The organism is Arthrobacter sp. I3 (assembly GCF_000520575.1).
Classification (GTDB): Bacteria; Actinomycetota; Actinomycetes; order Actinomycetales; family Micrococcaceae; genus Arthrobacter; species Arthrobacter humicola_A.
Genome location: NZ_AZSB01000445.1, coordinates 1 through 21922 on the forward strand (window position 1 = coordinate 1; position 21922 = coordinate 21922).

At 62.9% G+C, this 21922-nt stretch carries 20 protein-coding genes; 1 reads left to right on the forward strand and 19 read right to left on the reverse strand.

Going from position 1 to position 21922, the window contains the following annotated elements; genetic code table 11:
- Positions 1 to 363 precede the first annotated feature (363 nt).
- From Y706_RS28545 to Y706_RS0100405, 8 genes are all read right to left on the reverse strand, one after another.
- A complete protein-coding gene (locus Y706_RS28545; RefSeq protein WP_156945015.1) occupies positions 364 to 735 on the reverse strand; it encodes a hypothetical protein in 372 nt (123 codons plus the stop codon).
- A gap of 470 nt (positions 736 to 1205) precedes the next feature.
- Positions 1206 to 1640 (reverse strand): hypothetical protein, encoded by a 435-nt coding sequence (locus tag Y706_RS0100370; protein ID WP_028275050.1) that lies wholly within the window; start codon positions 1638 to 1640, stop codon positions 1206 to 1208.
- Between the two features lie 553 nt (positions 1641 to 2193).
- Positions 2194 to 3669, reverse strand: a complete 1476-nt coding sequence (pntB, locus tag Y706_RS0100375) for a Re/Si-specific NAD(P)(+) transhydrogenase subunit beta (protein ID WP_253906658.1) — start codon at positions 3667 to 3669, stop codon at positions 2194 to 2196.
- Positions 3666 to 5222 (reverse strand): Re/Si-specific NAD(P)(+) transhydrogenase subunit alpha, encoded by a 1557-nt coding sequence (locus Y706_RS0100380; protein ID WP_028275052.1) that lies wholly within the window; start codon positions 5220 to 5222, stop codon positions 3666 to 3668. The genes pntB and Y706_RS0100380 overlap by 4 nt, the downstream gene beginning before the upstream one ends.
- 374 nt (positions 5223 to 5596) lie before the next feature.
- Positions 5597 to 6838, reverse strand: a complete 1242-nt coding sequence (locus tag Y706_RS0100390; RefSeq protein ID WP_028275054.1) for a carboxylesterase family protein — start codon at positions 6836 to 6838, stop codon at positions 5597 to 5599.
- 182 nt (positions 6839 to 7020) lie between these two features.
- A complete protein-coding gene (locus Y706_RS0100395; RefSeq protein ID WP_028275055.1) occupies positions 7021 to 9003 on the reverse strand; it encodes a flavin-containing monooxygenase in 1983 nt (660 codons plus the stop codon).
- A 20-nt stretch (positions 9004 to 9023) separates the two neighbouring features.
- The gene (locus Y706_RS22725) at positions 9024 to 10637 is read right to left on the reverse strand and encodes an FAD-dependent monooxygenase (RefSeq protein ID WP_052354945.1); all 1614 of its coding nucleotides are present in this window, start codon (positions 10635 to 10637) and stop codon (positions 9024 to 9026) included.
- A 2-nt stretch (positions 10638 to 10639) separates the two neighbouring features.
- Positions 10640 to 11482, reverse strand: a complete 843-nt coding sequence (locus Y706_RS0100405; protein WP_028275056.1) for a fumarylacetoacetate hydrolase family protein — start codon at positions 11480 to 11482, stop codon at positions 10640 to 10642.
- Between the two features lie 130 nt (positions 11483 to 11612).
- On the opposite strand from Y706_RS0100405, the gene Y706_RS0100410 reads away from it, so the two are divergent.
- The gene (locus Y706_RS0100410) at positions 11613 to 12317 is read left to right on the forward strand and encodes a GntR family transcriptional regulator (protein WP_028275057.1); all 705 of its coding nucleotides are present in this window, start codon (positions 11613 to 11615) and stop codon (positions 12315 to 12317) included.
- 18 nt (positions 12318 to 12335) lie between these two features.
- On the opposite strand, the gene Y706_RS0100415 is transcribed toward Y706_RS0100410, so the two are convergent.
- From Y706_RS0100415 to Y706_RS22745, 11 genes are all read right to left on the reverse strand, one after another.
- Complete coding sequence (locus Y706_RS0100415; protein WP_028275058.1) at positions 12336 to 13211, reverse strand: VOC family protein; 876 nt, start codon at positions 13209 to 13211, stop codon at positions 12336 to 12338.
- Between the two features lie 29 nt (positions 13212 to 13240).
- Positions 13241 to 13954 (reverse strand): SDR family oxidoreductase, encoded by a 714-nt coding sequence (locus tag Y706_RS0100420; protein ID WP_028275059.1) that lies wholly within the window; start codon positions 13952 to 13954, stop codon positions 13241 to 13243.
- Positions 13951 to 14646 (reverse strand): TetR/AcrR family transcriptional regulator, encoded by a 696-nt coding sequence (locus Y706_RS22730; RefSeq protein WP_043433915.1) that lies wholly within the window; start codon positions 14644 to 14646, stop codon positions 13951 to 13953. Before Y706_RS22730 ends, Y706_RS0100420 begins: the two co-directional genes overlap by 4 nt.
- Positions 14643 to 15479 (reverse strand): ABC transporter ATP-binding protein, encoded by an 837-nt coding sequence (locus Y706_RS0100430; protein WP_028275060.1) that lies wholly within the window; start codon positions 15477 to 15479, stop codon positions 14643 to 14645. The genes Y706_RS22730 and Y706_RS0100430 overlap by 4 nt, the downstream gene beginning before the upstream one ends.
- Positions 15469 to 16242 carry an ABC transporter permease gene (locus Y706_RS0100435; RefSeq protein ID WP_028275061.1) on the reverse strand — a complete coding sequence of 258 codons (774 nt, stop codon included), beginning with the start codon at positions 16240 to 16242 and terminating at the stop codon, positions 15469 to 15471. Before Y706_RS0100435 ends, Y706_RS0100430 begins: the two co-directional genes overlap by 11 nt.
- A complete protein-coding gene (locus Y706_RS0100440) occupies positions 16239 to 17033 on the reverse strand; it encodes an ABC transporter permease (protein ID WP_253906659.1) in 795 nt (264 codons plus the stop codon). Before Y706_RS0100440 ends, Y706_RS0100435 begins: the two co-directional genes overlap by 4 nt.
- A gap of 136 nt (positions 17034 to 17169) precedes the next feature.
- Positions 17170 to 18165: an ABC transporter substrate-binding protein gene (locus tag Y706_RS0100445; RefSeq protein ID WP_028275063.1), complete on the reverse strand. Its 996-nt coding sequence runs from the start codon at positions 18163 to 18165 to the stop codon at positions 17170 to 17172.
- A gap of 124 nt (positions 18166 to 18289) precedes the next feature.
- The gene (locus Y706_RS22735; RefSeq protein ID WP_043433918.1) at positions 18290 to 19933 is read right to left on the reverse strand and encodes a bifunctional 3-(3-hydroxy-phenyl)propionate/3-hydroxycinnamic acid hydroxylase; all 1644 of its coding nucleotides are present in this window, start codon (positions 19931 to 19933) and stop codon (positions 18290 to 18292) included.
- Positions 19930 to 20682 carry an HpcH/HpaI aldolase family protein gene (locus Y706_RS22740; protein WP_028275064.1) on the reverse strand — a complete coding sequence of 251 codons (753 nt, stop codon included), beginning with the start codon at positions 20680 to 20682 and terminating at the stop codon, positions 19930 to 19932. Before Y706_RS22740 ends, Y706_RS22735 begins: the two co-directional genes overlap by 4 nt.
- Complete coding sequence (locus Y706_RS0100460) at positions 20679 to 21131, reverse strand: nuclear transport factor 2 family protein (protein ID WP_028275065.1); 453 nt, start codon at positions 21129 to 21131, stop codon at positions 20679 to 20681. Before Y706_RS0100460 ends, Y706_RS22740 begins: the two co-directional genes overlap by 4 nt.
- A complete protein-coding gene (locus Y706_RS22745; protein WP_043433921.1) occupies positions 21124 to 21918 on the reverse strand; it encodes a 2-keto-4-pentenoate hydratase in 795 nt (264 codons plus the stop codon). The genes Y706_RS0100460 and Y706_RS22745 overlap by 8 nt, the downstream gene beginning before the upstream one ends.
- Positions 21919 to 21922: the final 4 nt, after the last annotated feature.

The window sequence follows — 21922 nt, forward strand, 5'->3', positions numbered from 1 at the left end:
CACTGGGACCGAGCAAGACAAATCCCACGCCCCACCTCCACAGGTCGTCTAGCTCTGCGGCTAGCAGCACGTCGAATGCTTGAGCCGACGGCGATGGCGTACGTGGCCGTTCGCGAGTGCCGTTAGCCACCTTGTCTATCTGTTCCGCATCAGTCTTCGTGCTGCCGGGGCGCGGATCATCCGCGATTGGCCCGGACCAGTGAATCGGACCCGCGGGTGCGACGCTGATAATAGGTTCGTCTCGCATGGCTGCTGTCTCTTTCTATCTTGCGTTACCGGGGGCGCACCCCGCGGCCATCACGCCAAGCTGCGTTTTCGTCAAGGTCCGTTACCGGCTATTCGGAATAAGATGTTGCCGGATTCTTATCCCTGGCTGCCGCAGATTTGACGCGCACCCGGTCGCCAGACCGTGTGCACGGCAATGTCGAGCAGCTTCCGCTCGCCTAAATCCGTGACCACCCAGACAAACGCGCGTTCGGGATAGGTCACATCAACCACCCCGCGCCGGACTACACCGGTTTCGTGATCCATAAAAACGATTCGGTGCCCTGGTGCAAGTGACAGGAAGGCTTCGACTTCACATCTGGTGGGGCAATCTTTTAGCCCGTTTCGTCCCGCCTCGAGGTTGGCAGCCGCCTTCCACAGCGAGCAGGCAGCGTGGCCGTCCGCGGGGCTTGCGCACAGCATCAGGCTGACGGTCGTCTCGCCGGCGATGCCGCCGTTATCTTGGTTCATCGGAGGATGCGCCCCAGCTTTCCCTGGTCGTGCCCGGGGGCAGTTCAGCGTTGAGCCGAGCCTCGTAGCAGCCTGGGGCGAGCCGTGTTACCAGGATGCCGACTCGTTCGGTCATGGCCACGGGCTTCAAGAGCTCCAGCGCCCTATCCAGCGCGACATCTAATTCCTTTCGCGTTTTAACGGCGATGACGAGACGATCGGGCGCTGCTTGAACGGTCATGAATCCGTACTCTCTCTTGGAAGACGGTTTTGCCGCCATGATTGTCAATTGTTGGCGGATGGATATTTAGCGGTGACAAACACGAACATCCACGGACGAAGTGAGGCATTCTGCGCTCTCCCCCATCCTCCCCAGTTGTCCAATCGCTCACCTGACGAAAGATCCGTTGTCGGCATTAATACCCGGTGGCATGGGGCCAGCTTCAGAAGTCCTATATTCGCGAGTTTGACCTAAAGCTTTGCCCCTGGATTCAGGAGCTCTGGAGTTCGTAGACGACGATGCCCAACACGAGCGAGTCAGCTTCTGACATTTCTTGCAAACCCTGGAGAAAAGTGTTCAGTTCCGCCAAACTGGCGCGGCCTCCATTTGACCAGAACTTGATCCAGAGAAATAGCATGGTGTAATTGCTGCCGCCCGAGTCGGGTCGGATCGCCTGACGTAGGTAGTCGGCGGCCCAGGCGTTTGCCTCCTTCCCGCCTCGTATCGTCTTGAGAATGCGCAGATCTGGTGGCTGACTTCTCGCCCGACTTGTCCATGTGCCCCAGAGCGCGGGCTCCCTTTCGGGGCTCTCCCACGAACGCATGCGGGGCGACACCGACGAATGCATCTGGTGTACGAACCGTCCTACGGGATCGTCGATACCCTTGGGTTGACCGGCCGCCTTCTCGCCCGGAGCATAGTTCACGTGGACCCTCTCGTTTTAGCACTCCTCACGTCTCGTTTCTTGCTCAAGATGACAGCCCTTGCAGGCCGTGGGGATGGTCCGAGCATCAGGTTGGCGGTCGTCTTGCTTAAACACCGCCGTTATCTTGCATGATTGAAGGACGGGCCGCAGCCTTCTCGCTCAATGGCCGATGGAGGAAGTCGGATGCCCGGCTCTTCGGGGCAGTCTCATTCGGTATCACCGTCACGACTACGTCTAGTTGTATGCGGGTGCTCCTCGTGGTGCTCCAGCAGTTCGTGCCTGTGGTGGAGCAAGAACTCGTGCCTGTAGTGGAGACCGATCCAGGGCGATGAATCGTACGCGTCAATATCAAAGCCTTTGCGCCGCGCTGCATCCTCTTTTCTCCATGCCGGTTCCGGCAATGGCGATCTGACCGCCTTTGGAGGAATGCGGTTAGGGTTAGGCGGGACTTGACGTCTGGGCATGGTCTCTTTCATCCTTGTGGGTTCCGGCCCGGGCCGCGCGAACCCAGTCATTGCGGGCCGGCTACGTTGGGGTATCAGAGTGGCCGCCATCAAAACGCGCGGAGGATGTCCTCGACGCGTTGTTTGGCGTCGCCGAAGAGCATCTGGGAGTTGTCGCGAAAGAACAAGGGGTTTTGGACGCCGGCGTAGCCGGCGGCCATGGACCGTTTGAACACCACGACGTTGTCGGCTTCCCAGACCCTGAGGACGGGCATGCCCGCGATGGGGCTGGACGGGTCCTCGGCCGCGGAGGGGTTCACGGTGTCGTTCGCCCCGATGACGAGGACCACGGACGTGTCGCCGAGGTCGTCGTTGATTTCGTCCATTTCCAGGACGATGTCGTAGGGGACTTTGGCTTCGGCGAGGAGCACGTTCATGTGGCCGGGCAGGCGCCCGGCGACCGGGTGGATGCCGAACCTGACGTTCACGCCGCGTTCGCGGAGCTGGTGGGCGAGTTCGGCGACGGGGTATTGGGCCTGGGCCACGGCCATGCCGTAGCCGGGGGTGATGACCACGGACGAGGCGTTGGTCAGCATCTCGGCGGTCGCTTCGGCGGTGATTTCCCGGTGGTCGGCCTGGTCCGTGTCCCCCTTGCTGGTGGGGGCGGCGATGCCGAAGCCTCCGGCGATCACGGAGATGAAGGACCGGTTCATGGCCTTGCACATGATGTAGGACAGGTACGCGCCGGAGGAGCCGACCAGGGCGCCGGTGATGATGAGCAGGTCGTTGTTGAGCAGGAACCCGGCCGCGGCGGCGGCCCAGCCGGAGTAGCTGTTAAGCATGGACACGACCACGGGCATGTCGCCGCCGCCGATGGAGGCGACCAGGTGCCAGCCCAGACCCAGCGCAAGGGCGGTGACGGCGATGAGGAGCCAGAGCTGGGAGTCGTTGACGTACCAGACGGTGAGCGCGATGAACGCGGCGAGGGCGCCGAGGTTGATCGCGTTTTTGCCCGGCAGCATCAGGGGTGTGGATTTCATCCGAGCGGAGAGTTTCAGGAACGCCACGATCGAACCGGTGAAGGTCACCGCGCCGATGAACACGCCGATGAACACCTCGGCATGGTGGACAGCCATCAGCTCCGGGGACAGGTCCGGGGCGTCCAGGTGCCCGTTCCAGCCCACCAGCACCGCGGCGAGGCCCACGAAGCTGTGCAGCAGCGCGATCAGCTCCGGCATCCCAGTCATTTCCACAACCCGGGCACGCCAGAGCCCGATGGCCCCGCCGATGAGCACCGCGGCCACCAGCAGCACCAGCCCGGTCAGGCCGTTACCTGACCCCCAGGCGCCCTGGACGGTCAGCCAGACGGTCGCGGCCAGGGCGATGACCATCCCGGTGATGCCGTAGACGACACCTGCCCGGGCCTTCTCGTGCTTGCTCAAACCGGCAAGGCTCAGGATGAACAGCAGGGCCGCGACGATGTAGGCCGCCCCGGCAATGGAGTCGGCGGTCAACGGACCGGAGACGGTGTCAGACACGGTAAGGCTCCTCGTAAGTGTTGTTGCTGCTTCAATGACGGCGCTCATGAACGGGCCTTCCCACCACGGGAGAACATCGCCAGCATCCGCCGGGTCACAGCGAACCCGCCGAAAATGTTGATGCTGGCCAGCAGCACCGCGACAGCGGCCAGGACCTGCATCACGATGTTGTCCGACGTGACCTGCAGCAGCGCACCGACCACGATGATCCCGGAAATCGCGTTCGTCACAGACATCAGCGGGGTATGCAGGGCGTGGTGGACCTTCCCGATCACGTAGAAACCGACCACGACCGAGAGCATCAGCACCGTGAAGTGCTGCGGCAACGGCGCCGGAGCCACCGCGTTCACCAGGAACAGCGCAGCAATGCCCGCAGCAAACAAGCCCGCCTTGCCCGCGGCGCTCAGGCCCGCCTTCTTCTTCGGCGCAGTGCTTTCCGCTACCGGGCCCTGAGCCGTGGCCGCGGGTACGGCGGAGACCTGGACCGGGGGCGGGGGCCAGGTCTTCTCACCCTCCCGCACCACCGTCACGGAGCGCTGCACCACATCGTCAAAGTCGATCCGCAGCTGCCCGTCTTTGTCCGGGGTCAGGAGTTTGAGCAGGTTCACCATGTTTGTCCCGTACAGCTGGGAGGCCTGGGCGGGCAACCGGGCCGGGAGATCCGTGTAACCCAAGATCACCACGCCGTTGTCCGTGACCACCCGTTCCCCGGCCACGGAGCCTTCGACATTCCCGCCCTGCCCGGCGGCCATGTCCACGATGACGCTGCCGGACTTCATGCCCGCCACGTCCTCGGCTGTCAGCAGTTTCGGCGCGGGACGGCCCGGGATCAGGGCGGTGGTGATAATGATGTCCACATCCCGGGCCTGTTCCGAGTAGATCTCCGCGGCCCGGGCGTTATACGCCTCAGATGTGGCCTTGGCGTATCCGTCGGTGGACTTCATTTCTTCGGCGACCTCGACCTTGAGGTAGGTCCCGCCGATGGATTTGACCTGGTCGGCGACCTCGGGCCTCGGGTCGGTCGCGCGGACGATCGCGCCGAGGCTGCTCGCAGCCCCGATCGCGGCCAGTCCCGCGACGCCGGCGCCGGCGACCAGGACCTTCGCCGGCGGGACCTTGCCCGCCGCGGTCACCTGGCCGGTGAAGAACCGCCCGAACTCATGCGCGGCCTCGATCACGGCCCGGTACCCGGCGATGTTCGCCATGGAACTGAGCACGTCCATGGACTGTGCCCGCGAAATCCGGGGCACCGCATCCAGCGCCAGCGCCGTGATCGGACGTGCCGCCAACGCCTCCACCAGCTCCGGCCGCAGACCCGGGCTCAGCGACCCGATCAGCGTCGCCCCGTCGGCCAGGCGGCCGATCTCTTCTTCGGTGGGCGGGTTGATCCGGAGCACCACCTCGCTGCCCCACGCCTCATCGGCACCCACAATGAGCGCACCCGCTTCGGCATACGCGTCATTGCGGAAGGACGCCGCCTCCCCCGCACCCTTCTCGACTACGACGTCGTAGCCCAACTCCACCATTTGCCTGACGGTGACTGGCGTCGCCGCCACCCTTGTCTCGCGACCTAGCTCGGCCACGATTCCTATACGTGTCACTTTGCTCTCCTCTTAGATGTAGCGTGAATGGCCGGACCTTCCGCCTGCCCGCCTGCGGAACGTGCCCCAGCTTTCCATCGTTGTGCCCGGTGGGATGTCGCCCTTCAGACACACTTCGTAGCGGCCAGGGGCCAAGCGCGTTACCGAGATGCCGACCTGTCTGAAGATGGCTACGGGCTTCAAAAGATCGACAGCCCGGTCCATAGCGGCATCCAATTCTCTTCGAGCGTGAATGGTAACGAGGAGACATTCTGTCTCTGCATGCATAGCTAGGAATCCTTTACCTTGTTGCGGCTTTCACTGCCTTGCCGTGTCGGTCATCCGTTGATCGGGGAAGACTCAACGATTTTTAAGACCGCACTCCAACCGGTGGCCTATTTACTGTCAGTCTCGCGCACGCCCAGCCCGGCCTCGAGCGCCGGCTCCAGGCGGATACCGTCAGCATCAAGCCTGAGTGTCTGTGGAGTAAGAGGGTCGAATCGATCGGACGTCGTCACTCCCCTGTAAACGAAATCAGTCACCAGCTTTCGCATGGCGGCGGTTACCCGCGCCGATTCTGACATCGAAGCGCCGTCGAGCATCGGGGAATCGCGCCATTGGGCGACGTCACCGAAGATGAACGGCAGAACGAAGCAGTGTGGCGCGTAGGCTGCCTCGAGCTTGCTCCGATGATCCAGCCGCACGACCTGGGCGGAGACGGGCGCATTCGTAGCGATCTCGAGTGCGGAAGTACGAAATTGCGCCAACGTCGCGGCACGTACCATGCATAAGTAGGCATCGGGATCGTCATCGGCCTGTAGAAAGGCCGCCACGCGTGCCGGGTCCGTGAATGTCCGTTCGATAAACCGTTCCACGTCTGCCTTCGAATAATCTGTGCGCGGCTGGTTACGAAGGAAGCCGGCAGACTCCTCGGCTGTCGTGATGAGAAGGACAGCGTCGGTATGGATTCTCTGGGCGGAGGAGGCGTAACGTGCAAGGTCGCTTGGCGTCTCCTGTGATTCCGCGGGCATGTAGGGAAAGGCCTGGAGGCCGGCCCGGGCGCGTCCCTGCGCGGCAAGTAGCGCCTCGACCGGCGCGGTCAGCAGAGACGTCTCTGAGCCCACGGCGTCGATGACGGCCGCCCGATGCCGAAGCCAGATGTCCACGGGCAGCGGTGCCAACCGAGGCATGCTGATCAGCAAGGTCCGCGCGGCCAAACCGCGCATGCGGGGGTCGGTACTTAGCGCGTATGCGTACCACGCCCCCGCAGAATCTCCCGCGATCGTTGTTCTCCCGGGATCCCCGCCAAAGGAGCTGATGTTCTCTCGCACCCACTCCAATGCGGCCTGGAGATCACGTACCGGCTTGGTGGACTCTGCCGGGTCCCCGAGCGGACCGAAGTGCCCCGACACGCCGAGCCGGTAGTTCACCGTGACGAGGACGATGCGCGCGTCACGCACGAAGGTTGGCGACTCGTACCATCGGCTTTCGCCCGAGCCTGTCGTGAAGCCCCCTCCGGGAATGAAGAACACGACAGGGAGTCCGTCGGCACCCGCCGGCGCCTGGACCCGAAGCGTGAACGCATCTTCCTGCTGCACAAGCTCGCTGAGGGCTGGCCCAAGCAAGTTGTCGAGCATACCTGGCGTCTGTGGGAAGGCTATCGGCGGACTCTGTACTTCGCCTGACGAAATCGCTTCGATCTCACCGAACCGGGGATCAGTCCCCGGAGACCCGTAGCGCACTCCCCGCGCATCGATCACTCCTGCGTGGAGATGCGCGCGCACGGCACCTTGAGCTGTGGGAATCTTGAGCATGGGGTTCACGCAATAAACTCGTGATCGCTCTCGCTGACCGCCTCGGTAATCTGCCAATACTCCACGTTCGTGTAGGGCCAGACTTGCGAAACACGGCCGTGCGCGTTCTGATACCACGTGTGCACGTAGGGTTGCCCCCAGGCCATCCGGCGGTTGCCGGCGTCGATCCAGTCCACGAAGCGGTCCAGGGCCGCGGGCCTCACGTCGATGGCGGAGACACCCCTTTGCAGGATCTCGTAAACAGACTTGAGGGAAAACTCGACGGCACGTTCAATCATGAAGTGCAGGCTCCCGGCGACGACACCTCCGACGTTGGGGCCGTAGATGAGGAAGAAGTTGGGGAAGCCGGGAACCGTGATGCCGTTGTAGGCTCGCGCATCGCCCTTCCAGAAGTCGTGGATCTCCACACCGTCGCGGCCGATGACCTCCACCTCGTCGAGGTAGTCCGACGGCTTGAATCCGGTCGCGAAAACGACGATGTCGACCTCATGCTCCACGCCAAGATTGTCGATGATCCCGTGCTCGGAGAACCGTTCGATACCCGCAGTCACAACCGTTGAGTGCGGGGATTTGAGGGCGGCGGCCCACACCCCGTTGTCACGGAGCATCCGCTTTGCGCCCGGGGGGTAGTTGGGAACAGCATGAGCGAGCAGGTCCGGGCGTTCCGCGAATTGCGCTGCGAGCAGCCCGGTCAGCACCTCCCGGACCTCATGGTTCTTGCGGGAGACGCTCAAGGGTGCGCCCGCCCAGCCTTCCTCTGCCGTCACGGTGTGCAAGCGGCCGGGGATACCCTGGACCGTCGTCCACAGCCGGTTCCACTGGGCGTAGTGCGGCACCTTGCGTCGCAACCATGTGAAAGCGTCGGTGACGCGATCGTGATAGTTCGGTGCCGGCAGCATCCAGGGTGCGGTGCGCTGGAACAGCACCAGCTTCTCAACGTCCGCTGCCAGTGCCGGCACAATCTGGTAGGCGCTGGCGCCCGTGCCAATAACGGCCACGCACTTTCCCGCGTAGTCCGCCTCGTGTGACCACTCCTGTGAGTGCATGGTCACACCGCTGTACTGGTCGATGCCCTCGAAGTGAGGGATGTGAGGGCGGTCCAACTGACCGAGAGCGCTCACGACGGCCGCGAAGCTCCTGGTCTGCTCTTTCCCGGCGGCATCCCGGGTGGTGGCCGCCCACCTGCGGGCCCGTTCGTCCCAGCGCAACCGGTTCAGCCGGGTGGAGAACTCGATATCCTCAACGATTCCCGCGCGCTCGGCGACGTCGCGGACGTAGTCGAGGACGTCCCCTCCCTTCGCAAACTGGTGGGGCCAGTCGCCCCGCTGAGCGAATGAGTACGAATACCCGAACGTCGGGGTGTCCAGCCGGACACCCGGGTAGGAGTTCTTGGCCCACGTTCCACCCAGCATTGGGGCGTCTTCGACGACGACAAAGGGCACCCCAGCTTGCTTATACCTGTGTGCCGCAGCTACACCGGCGATCCCTGCCCCGACGATGAGCACGGGGAACTCGCGACCATCAGCTACGTCATTGAAATGCCATTGCGGCGCTCCACCTTTGTCCGCGGCGAGGTCAAGCTCATGCTTGAGCGAACCGTACCAATGCTCACGCCCCGCCGTGAGGAAACTCAGGAGATCTGTGATGATCTCATCCGGGAGCAGATCAACTGTCGTGATCCCGTTGTCCCGGAGCTCGCGCAACCCGGCCAACGCCACCGCCCTTGCGCGTTCCTGCTGATCGGCCGACATGCCACCGTGCGGATGGGGTTGGGTGTCCACCGGGCTCAGCGGAGGTTGCAGGTCGGTGCTCAGTGACGACGTATCGCCGAGCGCCGCCGCGATCGCGACGAGCAGCACGGGAAGTTCCGCTTGCGCGATGATCCTCGCCAAAAAGCCATCGTCCTCGACGATGGGGTCCGCGCGAGGTTCCCAATAGAGATCATCGAACCGGGCGGTTTCGGACCGCGATTCCTGCATGCTGGGCATTTCGTGACTCCTTGAAATTGTTATCGCCGTGAGAGTGGATTGACGTACGAACGCAGACTTTGGATGACTGACTGTTCGCTGTCGTCGGTGAACACTGCTGCGACGTAGCGATCCGGACGAACCACCAGGGTGTGGGGTTTCCCGAGGTGTGGGACTGCGAGGACCCGCCTGGCGTCGAGCAGCAGCGGAGCACTGTCTTGCCCAGCCGGCGGAACCTGCGTGCCTGCCAGTCCAAGCCGGCGGGCGCCGAGCAGGGACCAGAACGGATCCGGCCTGTGCGCTGACGGGCTTACGGCTTCTAGGGTCAACAGGGACCAGCCGTCGCCCAGATGGGCGTCGAGCGGCGTCGTCGCGCCGTCCGGGCCGGTCACCGACGGCTGGCTCAGTGCGAAACCGACCGATGCCGCCAACCGGCGATCGACGTCCCGTCCCGCCTTGATGGCGACGCCGTTGCGGTAATCGGGCGGTGAGATGAAACGCATTGAGCCCAGATACCGGTGAATGGCGGGAATGAGGCTGACCGTGCGGAAGGCGATGTCCCGGACGTTGGTCTTCACTGCGCCCACAGCCATGACGACGGCCCCGGTCCGGCGCGACACCTTCACCATTTTCGCTGCATGGGTGCGGCGTTCGGATTCGTAGGTGGACAGGAGGCGGTCCGTGCCAGCGCCGCGCAGCACTTCCAACAGCTTCCAGCTGAGATTGAGTGCGTCGCGCAGCCCGGCGTTTAGCCCCTGCCCGGAGAAGGGCGGCATAAGGTGCGCGGCGTCACCGATCAGGAAGGAACGGCCGGAGCGGTAGGTACGCGCGATGCGCTGGTGGGCGACATAGACGACGGCGCGCCTGACATCCTCCGGTCCGATCCGCGGATGGAAGGGCCGGGACAGCTCAAGAATCTGTGCAGGAGACGTCATCTCGTCCGCGTTTTCGTGGTCGAAAAGCATGAACTCCAGGCGCAGCCGCCCCTTGATCCCGGGGACCAGAACGTAGGGACGCGTCCCGTTGCCGTGGAACTCGGCGTAGGGCTCGCGGTCCTCGGGCACGTTGAGCAGGTCGATGACAACCCAGCGTTCCTCCTGGGTTGATCCGACCAGGTCAATGCCCAGGGCTTCACGGACGAAACTGCGGCCGCCGTCGGCTCCGATCAGCCATGAGGCAGCCACGGTGCCGTCGCCGGCTTCGGAGTGAAAATCGACGGTGACCCCGTCTTTGTCCTGGGCGATCGCGTTGACTTGGGCACCTGTGAGAAATGAGATGCGCTCGTCATTGCTTGCTTTTGTCCAGAGGAGGTCTTCCAGCACCGGCTGGTCGAACTGTGACTTGGCCGGGTGTCCGATGCGGGAAGGAGCCGGTTTCGACGAGGCAAGGGGCCTGTCGTTCAATCCGAAATAACGGCTCCCGGTGCCCAGCAGCGACTCCTCTTTCAGCGCATCGGCAAGGCCCAAACGGTCCATGGTCCGAAAGGTTTCATCGGCGATGCTGATGGCCCGCGGCAGGTCCATCGGCGCGCTGGCGGCGTCGAGCAGCGCGACACGGGCGCCGCCGTCGGCGAGCAGCAGCGCCGCAGTCAGTCCCACCGGCCCGGCGCCGACAACCGCGACATCGAAGTGGTCCATGGCATTAACGTCACGCATCTTTAGGCGACGAGAACGTTGCGCAGGGTACCCAGCTTGCCGACCTCAACCTCAACGACGTCGCCCGGGGCGAGGAACGTCGGCGGCTCCATGAACAGTCCCACGCCTCCGGGCGTGCCGGTCACAATGACGTCACCCGGGGACAGCGGGGTGAATGCCGTCACGTACTCGAGGATCGCGGGAATGTCGAAGATGAGGTCCGCAACCGCAGCGCGCTGCCTGACTTCTCCGTTGACCCTCGTCTCAACGACGAGTTCGGTCACGTCTCCGACCTCGGAGGCAGTCATGAAGTAAGGGCCAAATGCGCCGCTGAGCGGAAAGTTCTTCCCGGGGGTCCACTGTCCCGTGTGGCGCTGCCAGTCACGGGCACTGAAATCGTTAAACGCGGCGTAGCCGGCGACGACTTTGAATGCATCCTCCGGGCGGACGTGATCCGCGGGAGCTCCCACGACCAAGGCGACCTCGCCCTCGTAGTCGTACATGTCGCTCTCGCTGGGAATCGGCAAGTCGGCTCCATGCGGGGCAAGCGTGTCGGAGAAACGTGCGAACACCGTCGGCTTTCCAACGTCTGCCCGCCCCGTCTCTTCGCGGTGGCTGCGGTAGTTGACACCGATGCAGATCACCTTGCCGGGCGCAGCCAGGAGGGGGAGGAACTGGGTTCCTTCCACTTCCTGAACCGGCGCACCGTCGGATTCCGGCGTCGTGGCCAGTAGTCCGTCCACAATCGCTGACTGAAGCGAAGGAGAAAGATTGACGCCGCTGGGACCCAGGTCGAACAGCTGGCCGTCGATCTCCAGACCCCAGGTGGGCTGTCCTGCCGGGGTGAGGTAACTGGCGTAGCGCATGTAAGTCCTTTCTGGTGCCGACGGCATTCGCCGTCGGGGAATCTTGGTGTTGCTTGAACTGTACTCAGAATGCATTCTCCGGTCAATAACGCACTTTCAAATGGTCAGTGCGTATGTGTAGTCTTAATCCATGGCACGACAAGCGAATGCAGAGACGATTAGCGTGGGGGTCCGCGACATGCTGCGGGCCGATATCTTCGCTGCACAATGGGCCCCCGGTACCAACTTGCAGGTTGGCGAACTGACCAAGCGATACAGCGCCAGCTCCACAGTGGTCCGCGAAGCCATGGTGCGATTGGCCGGCGAAAAACTCCTTCAGTTCCGCCCCAACCGAGGCTTTTTCATCTCGGAATACACGCTGGAAGAGTTGCGTGGCCTGGGCGAGCTCCGTTGTCGCGTGGAGGAATACGGTCTGACACTGGCCATCGAGCGAGGCGACGTCACGTGGGAGTCCGACCTCCTCGCTGTCCACCATCGGCTGGAACGGACTCCACGCCGAGGGACTGAAGATCCGAACCACATCACGTCCGAATGGTTCCTCGCCCACCAGGCGTTCCATGCAAAGTTGCTGGAACCCTGCTCTGTCCCACTGCTGCAGGACTTTGCTGCAACCTTGGGTGAAGCCACCGCCCTTTATCGGCTGTGGACCGCCCCGGATCAGCGTGCGCAATCGCGGGACATCGAGGCCGAGCACCGTGCGATCCTCGAGGCGACCATCGCGCGGGATGCGCCGACGGCCACCAAACTGCTGCGTGAGCACTACATGCGGACCATCGACATCATTGAAGACGCTGAATTCCGCGCCGCCGCGGAAACCGCGCCGTCCCAGGAGTAGGAACGGCACGGCAGCTGCTTAGCCCAACGAGGCCGGGAAGACCCCATGTGATCGGAAATCCTCGCCGTTGTAGACGCCCCACCGGTTGAACCACGTCCGGTCGTCCTGGCTCCACTCGATGGGAGGACGATCAATTTCGTGGATCTGCTCAAGGTCGGTGTAGAGCTCGACTACAGTGCCGTTGGGCTCGACGTAGTATGCGGCGATGTTGTGGCCTGCGCCGTGACGGACCGGGCCCCAAATCAGACGACGGCCCCGGGCAAACAAGCGGTCCGCGAGCCGTCCGAGGTCGGCCACGGACTGCGTCTGCCATGCATGGTGGTGCAGTGTGCCGCGTCCCTTGATGAGCGCGATGCCATGATGGTCCGGGTTGCAACGCAGGAAATATCCGAAGTCCTTACCGATGACGTCGGAGACCATGAAGCCGAAAAACTCCACCAGGAAGTCCTTCATCGCCGTAGGATTCTGGGGGTGGATGTTGATGTGGCCGTAGCGGTCCGGCCCGAAGGACGCTGGACCATGCCGGAGAGACTTCATGCCGACATAGACGTGATAGACGTATCCCTCCGGGCCCAGGACGGCGAAACCCTCACCGATCTCCCGTTCCAGGGGGCTCCGCGTGAGGATCGGAAATCCTCCGGCCTCGAGGCGCTTGCGGATGATCTCCAAACCCTCGGGGCTGTCCGCGACAAGGCCAATATGGTCAATGCCGTCCTCCTCGCTCTTCACGTAGACGAGCTCGTGGTGACGGTCCGCCGCGGACAAATAGGCCCTGTCGTCGTCATTGAGTGTCATGCGCAGACCGAGGACGTCAGTCGCCAACTCGAGCGACTCATCGTAGTCGCGGGTCCGCATTGCGAGATAGCCCATTTCGGTAATCACACCAAGTGACATAGCTAAAACCTTTCTTTCAGCGTCGGCTCCTACACGGAGCGGGACGCGCCGCCATCCACTCGGATGTTCTGGCCTGTGATGTAGCTGGATTCCTCGCTGGCGAGAAACCTGATGACGCGTGCCATCTCTTTCGTGCTGGCAGCCCGGCGCAGCGGTATTCGGGTGGTCCATTCCCCCGGCACAGTGCTCGGATCCTCTTTAGTGAACCCCGGAAGAACGTTGTTCATCCGGATCCCTGATGGCCCGTACTCGTCGGAATATAACTTGGTGAACGTACCCAGTGCCGCACGGAACGTCCCCGACACCGGATAGTTAGGGTTGGGCTCGTAGGGGGAACTCGTAGAGACGTTGACGATCGCCCCACCGCCCGCGGCAACCATGTGAGGGGTAACGATTCGAGTCATGCGGATGACGCTGAGAAGGTACATCTCGTACCCCTCTGCCCACTCGTCATCGCTGATCTCCAGCACAGGCTTTCTCGACGCATGTCCGGAACTATTAACCACGACGTCGATGCGTCCGTAAGTAGTCAGCGCCAAGTCCGCGGCCGACTTCAGGTCCGCCACGGACCGGTTGGAACCCTTGGTTCCCACCCCGCCCAGGCTGCGGGCCAGCTCCATCGCGCTCCCGGAAGGAGAAAGCGCCGCAATACGATACCCATCGCCCGCCAGCGCGCGGACAGCCGCGGCCGCAATGCCGCGGCCGCCGCCAATCACCAGGGCCACCCGGTCCGAACCGCTCATGGTTGATCCGCCGAAGCCCCAAGATCGGCGTAGTGCTGGACGAGCTTCTCCATCGCCAGCGCAGACAGCTCTGCCGCCTCGGCAAAGTCGATCTCATCGCCCGCGGATGCCGATATGTAAAACCCGTCCGTCAGTGCACGGCCAAGCATGACGACCTTACGTGCGAGGTCGGGTTTCACGCGCAAGGCTGCGGCGGGGAGACCCGGCGTCACAGCTTCGACCATGAGTTCATACATCTCCCCGCGCACTTCCAGGTATTTCTGGCGTGCAGCGTTCCCGGCCAGCCGCTTCTCCAGCGCAAAGAGCAGTCCAATGATCCAGAATGCTTCCTGCGCGTTCGCCGGGTCGGCGGAATTAGCCGCAGATCCGGCGATGCTCGTGCGGAGAATAACCCTGTTTTCCGGGCCCCGGTGACGCGTCTTCCAGTTTTCGAAGCAGTAGTCGATCAGCGCTGCGAACAAGCCTTCTTTGTTTTCGAAGTGCCAGTAGACCGAGCCGATGGGCAAGCCGGCCGCACGAGCCACTTCAGCCATCGTCGTGCCCTCGTAGCCCACCTTAACCGCGAGCTGCAGCACCGCCTCAAGAATCGCCCGTTCATTCTCCGGAGTGGACTGGTGGACCCTGCGACGCTTGCCCGTCTCCGGGTTGACCGCTCCATTGGTGCTGACGTCAGCGCCTGCCTTGGGGCTCATGAGCTTGATCCGCTGTGGGCTGCCGCCCGCTCGCCGCCAGGGTTGGTCTTTGCGAACTGGACCTCTTCGTAGACCTGATGGCGCAGTTCACCGAAGCGGTGAAGCGACCTGGTGTCAGCCTGGCTGCGCACGTCCGGAAGATCGATGTGCAGGTCGGCCTGGATGATGGTCGGCGAACTCGAGAGCACCAGCACCCGTTCCGCCAGGTAGACGGACTCGTCGATATCGTGGGTCACGAAGAGAATCGTCATGTTGAGGCGCTTCCAGACGTCGCGGACGAGGTCTTCGAGTTCTCCGCGGGTTTGCGCATCGACTGCTGCGAACGGCTCGTCCATAAGAAGCACGCTGGGGTTGGAGGCGACAGCGCGGGCAATCGCGACGCGCTGCTGCATGCCGCCGGAGAGCTGCCACGGGTAGCTCTTGGTCGCGTGGGAGAGACTGACGGCCTCGAGCGCCTCACTGACACGCGCCTTGCGTTCAGCCTTGGGCACGCCGGAGGTCTTCAGCGGCAGCTCGACGTTGTCTTCAACGCTCAGCCACGGGAACAGGCTGCGGCTGTACTCCTGAAAGACCACTGCCATGCCCTCGGCAGGGCCGGCAACTCGCCTGCCGTCGAGCACCACGTCGCCGGATGTGGGGTCCAGGAGGCCGGCGATGCATTTCAGCAGGGTGGTTTTCCCCGAACCGGAGGGCCCCACAAGGCAGGCGAACTCGCCGGCATGCAGATCGAAGGTGAGGGACCGTACGGCCTCTACTTCGTTGCGGCTGCCTACACCATAGACCTTGCGCAATTGCTGGACACTGAGTCGGACTTCCGACTTGTTAGCCGTCATTCGAGGCCTCCTTTAGACCGTAGTACCATCCCAAAACGCGCTTTTGGATCGCTTGGAAAGCTACCGACAGCAGCACTCCTATGATTCCCAGGAGAACGATGCCGCTCCACATTTCCGGGATTGCGACGCGGTTTTGGAAGTTAATAATCGAATAGCCAATGCCGTCGGTCGAAGCGAACATTTCCGAGACGACCAAGAGGATGAGGCCGACCGCGAGGCTGTGGCGGATGCCGGCCATGATGAGCGGTGAGGCGCCCGGCAGCACGAGGTAGCGGATGCGGTCGAATCCACGGAGGCCGTAGACGCGGGCGGTGTTGGTCAGGACTTCGTCAAGGGACCGCACGCCTTCCACGGTATTCAGCAGGATGGGCCAGAGGCAGCCGAGGACGATGACGGTGACCTTCATCGTGTCGTTGATACCGATCAGCAGTAGCAGAACCGGAATGAGGATCGTTGAGGGTACCGCCCGGATGAATTCGAGCAGGGGCTCGAGAAGCCAGCGCAAGTTCCGTGAGAGCCCAATCGCAACCCCGAGGACCACCCCGAGGACTATGGAGATCACGAGGCTGATGGAAAGTCGCCCCATGCTGGGGAGAACGTCCGTGAAGAACTTTTCGCTGAACCAGACCTTGGCAAAAGTGCTGGCCAGCTTGTCCGGTTTGGGGACGAAGAAGTTCACTCCCTGGGCTGTGGCCGCCCACCAGATGGCGATGAGGACGGCCGGCAGGCCGAACCACATACCTAGGCGTTTGAGGGCGATCATACCGCCACCTCCGAACGGACTGAGCTGTGCCAGAAGAGCACTTTGCGCTCAATGAAGCGGAATATCAGGTTTACCAGGATGCCCAGCAGACCGGATGTGAGGATAAGGGCGATCATGGCTGGCGGGTTGTCGTTGAGCTGGGCCTGCGCGACTGACCGGCCGATCCCCGGCGTGCCGACGATGAGCTCGGAGCTGATCGCGAGGATCAGTGCGACTGTGGCCGCGATCCGAATGCCGGTCATCAGGTATGGCAAAAGCGTTGGTAGTACGAGGTGGCGGACCCGCTGCAGCCATGTCATCCGCATGGTGTGAACCGTGTCATTTGCCACCTTGTCGATATCGGTGATCCCGTACAGGACCTGGATCATGACGATCCAAAAGCAACCGTAAACGACGATCATGAGCTCGGCGCCGATCCTCGGTCCGAACAGCAGTGCAGCCAATGGGATCAGTCCCACGGCCGGGATGGGGCGGAGGAACTCGATGGTAGTGTGCGTCGCAGACCGCAGGAAGTTGCTGGATCCGATGAGCAGGCCAACTGCGACACCACCGAGGGTGGCGATGCCGAGCCCCAGGAACCACGCCCACATCGTCTGCCCCATGGTCAGCCAGAATTGGGTGAAGGTCAGGTTGGTGAAGAATGTTGGAAGCACCACCGACGGCGGTGGCAGGTGGTGCTGACTGACCGGGCCAAAGGCTGAGTATAGTTCCCAGACTATGAGTGCGGCGAGGATGCCGGTGACACCCAGGACGTAGGGCCCGACAGCAGTCCACCGGGCAGCACGACGCACTCTGTGCTCCCGCGTAGGCAGGGTGCTCACAGCCACGCTGCTCAGGGTTGGAGTTTGCGTTTCCACGGTTTTGTTCTGCTCTCAGTTGTTGCGATGATTATGCGGTCGGGGCCGACGAGCGGCCCCGACAGCGGGGTTACGGCTTCCAGATCACCTTGTCAACGTCTGGCTTGGTGCTCACGATGCCGTACTTGACGAGCAAATCCGCGAACAACTGGATGGTCTCTTTCGAGACGTCCGCGTTGTACAGGGAGAGCTGTGCTTTCGCCGCGGCGGCCGGATCGGTGCCGAGCGCAGCAGGCATTGCCGAGCGGATCAGGTCATTGTTCGCAGTCAGGAACGGCAGAGCTTCCTTCATGGCTGTATGGAACCGCTTGACCAGGTCAGCGTTGCCGTCCACGACCTTTCCACTGGAGATCGTTACGAGTTCATTCTCGCCCAGGCCTGTGTCGTGGATGAAGTCGCTGACCACCCGGCCGCCCTTGGCCACTACCTGCTGCATGAAGGGCGAACCCGCCATCCCGGCGTCAATCTGGCCGGCTTCGATCTGGGCTGCAACCTCGGGGAATGACAACTGGACGAACGTCACCTTCTTCGGGTCCCCGCCATCCTTGGCGACGGCTTCACGGATGCCGATTTCTCCAATGCTGCCCAGTGCGTTGACCGAGACCTTCTTGCCTTCGAGATCACGGGCGCTCTTGATACCCGAGGAGGCGCCAACAACCACGGCGGTGGAGTCTTCCACGATCTTGGGATCGTTCTGGGTAACACCGTCAACGATGCGGACATCGAGGCCCTGTGTGGCTGCCGTCAGTGCTGTGACCGGGCTGGCCAGCATGAAGTCGAGCTCCCCGGTTGCGAGAGCGGGCAACTGTGCCGCGCTGCTGCCCGCACCCACGACCAATTTGAGGTCGATGCCCTGCTTTTCGAAGTAGCCCTTGTCGATGGCAACCTGGAGCGCTGCAACGGTGTTGGACGGAAACATTCCGTAGTTGACTTTGGTGAGCCCGGCGGAGCCACTCGCGGCCGCCGTGGAGGCGCTGCCGTCCACAGATCCGGCCGCACAGCCGCTGAGTGTCAGGGTAAGTGCCATGGCGCCAACGGCCGCGGCACGGGTTGTCTTGATGTTCATAAAATTCGCTCTCCCTTGAGTGAATGCTGCGCGGGCCTTCCCGCCTACCGCCTGGACTGACGAGTTGCAGCAACAGTATTTCTTGATTAAATCTTTGTCAACGAATTATGCATTCTTATGCCTATTATGCGTTTTGATAGGCCAATGTGACGTCGGCCACGCTGAATACTTTCTTGAGAACGTCGTTCAGTTCCTGGGCGATGCACTCGGCGGCCACCACGTGATCGGGCCGCACAACGATCGCCGAGAAGGGCCTCTCGTCGAACCAGGCCTTCAACACGCCGCTTTCGTCGCCAACCACGCGAACCCCCGGCGCTGCCGCAGCCTTCGCCCACGTCAGCTGCGTGGCCGGCACGGCGTGCACAAGGGTTCCGCCGAGACCTGCCAGTGTCTGCGCCTCAGCCTCGCTGACGAACGCCCGTGGATCGTTGTTCCATACGATGACCCGCCATCCCTGGCCGGTGGCGTCGTCCAGCAGGACCGAACGGCCTTCCTCGTTCCGGACCGTGGGCTGCGGGAACAACGTGCCCACTGCGCGCGGGGCATCCCCCCGATCAGGCAACGCCTTCCATGTGGGGAGCTCGGACGGAACCACAACGCCGTGCTCGTACTTGGGCATCGGTTTGTAGCCCTGGCTGTTGAGCCGGGCACGGGCCTTCGGCATCTTGTCTACTACGGCCGCTGCCATGTCGCGGACCGCCGTGCGCAGCCTGTTGTGGTCGGTGACGAGGTTCGCCATATTCAACGACAACGCCACCATGGCCTTGACGTGTTCACGCCGTTCACCTTCATAGGAATCGAGCAGCTTGTCGCTGGCCTTCCCTTGAACCACTGCAGCGAGTTTCCACCCAAGGTTCAGCGCGTCCCGGATGCCGGAGTTCCAGCCTTGGCCAGCAACCACCGGCATGACGTGGGCAGCATCGCCAGCCAGCAGGAATCGTCCTACGCGGAACTTCTCGGCTACACGGGCGTGGTGGGCGTAAACCCGACGGCGGATGATGTTCAGGCCAGCGGGGTCGGGCACGTGGGGGGCAAGGAGGTCGAAGACGAACGCATCGTCTTCGGCAAGCTCTTCAGATTCACCCTCGAACAGCGTGAATTCCCAGCGGCGGATTCCGTGCGGCAGGCTAAGTGTCGCGTAGCCACGCTTTGGATCCCCGCCAAAGACCGCATGCGGGGTGCCGATGGGGTCGTTGGCGACGTCGATGACCAGTCCGCGGGTCGGCCGCGTTTCTCCTTCGAATGCCAGCCCAAGGTGCTGCCGGGTCAAGGACCTGCCGCCGTCGCAGCCGACGACGTACCTGCCGGTGATCTGTTCCTCGCCCGACGCGGTACTGACTGTGGCCGTCACGCCGTCGGAATCTGAGGCAAAGGCGCTCACTTGGCTGCCGAAGCGCACCTCGACGTGCGGGTACCGGGCGAGACCTTCCAGGAGTGCTTTGTCGACAAGGGGCTGGATGAAGCCGTTTCTGCGGGGCCAGCCAAACTCGCGGGTGGTGGGATTGATCTCCGCAAGGATTTTGCGGTCGCCGTTGACGACCCGGATCTTCTGATCCGGGACGGTGTGCGGAAGCACCTTCTCCACCAGTCCGATGGTCTGCATGGTCCGCAGCGCCTCGTCATCGATGCCCACTGCACGGGGGTAGTCGATGAGTTCTTCACGGCCTTCCAGAACCACCGTGCTCACGCCGAACTGTCCAAGGAGGTTGGCGAGGGTCAATCCGACCGGGCCCGCTCCGATGATAATAACGTCCTTGCGGTCGCTCATTTTGTACCCCTCAGGGTTTTGATGGAGTCCTGAGCCGCGCGGCTCAGGAAGATAAGGTCTATGCCGAGGCCGACGTAGTCGACGAGCTCCCGGTCAAAGAGGTCAGCGGCGTAGGCGCTCGATCCTGAGTAGATGCCCAGCGTGACGCCGTGCGCCCTGGTCACCTTGGACAAGTGCACGATGGCGTCGTGCACGGGACCGTCCTCCCAGTCACCCCTCCCCGGAAGTCCATAGGAGACTGCAAGGTCCGCGGGACCGATGTAGATCGAGTCGAGCCCGGGAGTGGTGATGATACTTTCCGCGTTTTCGACGCCTGCAACCGTTTCGATCTGGGCGATCGTGGACACCGCCTGGTTTCCCGCCTCGGTGTAGGGCTGGCCCGTGTACAGGTTGGGGCGGCTGGGGCCCAGGCTCCGGTTCCCCACCCCGGGATACTTGGTCGCTTCCACGAGCATTCGCGCTTGTTCCCTGGACTCAATGGTCGGTGCGATGATCCCGCGGGCACCGCTGTCGAGCAGCCGCAGGATGGGGGCCGGATCCAGACCTCCCACCCGGGCATAGCTATACGCCGAATCCCGGGGCGCAGCGCGCAACATTGTGCACGCCACTTCCAGCCCGACCTCGCCGTGCTGGAGGTCCACGACGACGCCGTCGTAGCCTGCAGCCAGAGCCCACTCCGTCACCGACAGGGAAGCGAGCGCCTGGTGCAAAAGCGCCGGCGGTTGCCCGCCGCGGCTGTCCCATTTCATTCGGCTGTGCTTTCTGCGAGCCGCTTCGCATGGGCGGCGGCGTTCAGCCCGCCGAAGATGGGCGCGATCTCGCGCCGTGCGATCTTCCAGTCGCCGTCAACTTGCCGGTAGACCTCCCGGAATTCGCCTACGCTGGCGGGCATCAACGGGTTCTCCGAGGAATCCCGGAACGTCATGTATTGCGTCCAGCCGTGGAGTTCTTCACCCACCCATGCCAGCCGAATGCCACCAATGATGTGTCGTCCAACGACGCCGGTAATCTTCGCGCGGCGTTCGCCCCAGACTTTGATGGCGTCCCGGCCATCCATGGTCCCGAGCGGTCCGGTGGTGACTGTGTCCTCCGTGTACAGCTCCCACGTGGTGTCAGCCTTGCCGTGGTCCAGCCGCCATAGCAGTTCCGAGATGAGCTGCTCGATGGCCACACGCGTTTCCATGGTGATCTCACGCATCGACGGCCTCCGTCAGAAGGGCGACGACGCTTCCCAGCCCGTGTGAATATTTGGCGGTGTACGTCACGTTGGGATCCCAGTCAACGATCAGCCCAATGGACCCGGAAAGCAGGATCTCGCCCGCCCGGAGGGGCTTGCCGATCCTCAGGGAGGTTTCGGCCAGCCACTGGATCGCGTAGATAGGGTCGCCCATGACGTTCGCGCCGATGCCGCGCGTCAGTTCTTCTTCTCCCCGGTACAGGACCATTTCGACCTGCTTGAGGTCGATTTCGCCATAGGGGATGCGAACCGGTCCGGTGACAATACCCTCGCAGGCTGCGTTGTCGGCGATCGTGTCCACGATGCCCATCTTGTAGCTGAAGTAGCGGTTATCCACCAGCTCCATTGCCGGCGTGACGTAATCGATGGCGGCTTCGACTGAGGCCAAGTCCGAATCCAGGATGTCGGACTTCAGGACGAAGGCAATTTCCGCTTCGATCTTCGGGTGGAAGTACTCCGACGCCGGCCGCTCAATCGGCGACTCAAACGTCATGTTGTCGAGGATGATCCCGTAGTCGGGCTCGTCCACCCCGGCGCGCTGCTGAACGATCGGGTTGGTCAGGCCCACCTTGCGGCCGACGCGATAGCGGCCTTCTGCGGCTTCCCGCCGCTGCGTCACGAGCTCGGAAATGCGGTAGGCCGCATCCTTGTCGTTGTCCGGCAGTCGATGGCGCACAAACTCGATAGGAGTTCGCAGTGTGCGCGCGTTGTAGAGATCTCCAGCGATCTCCGTGATGATGTCCGACATCTGT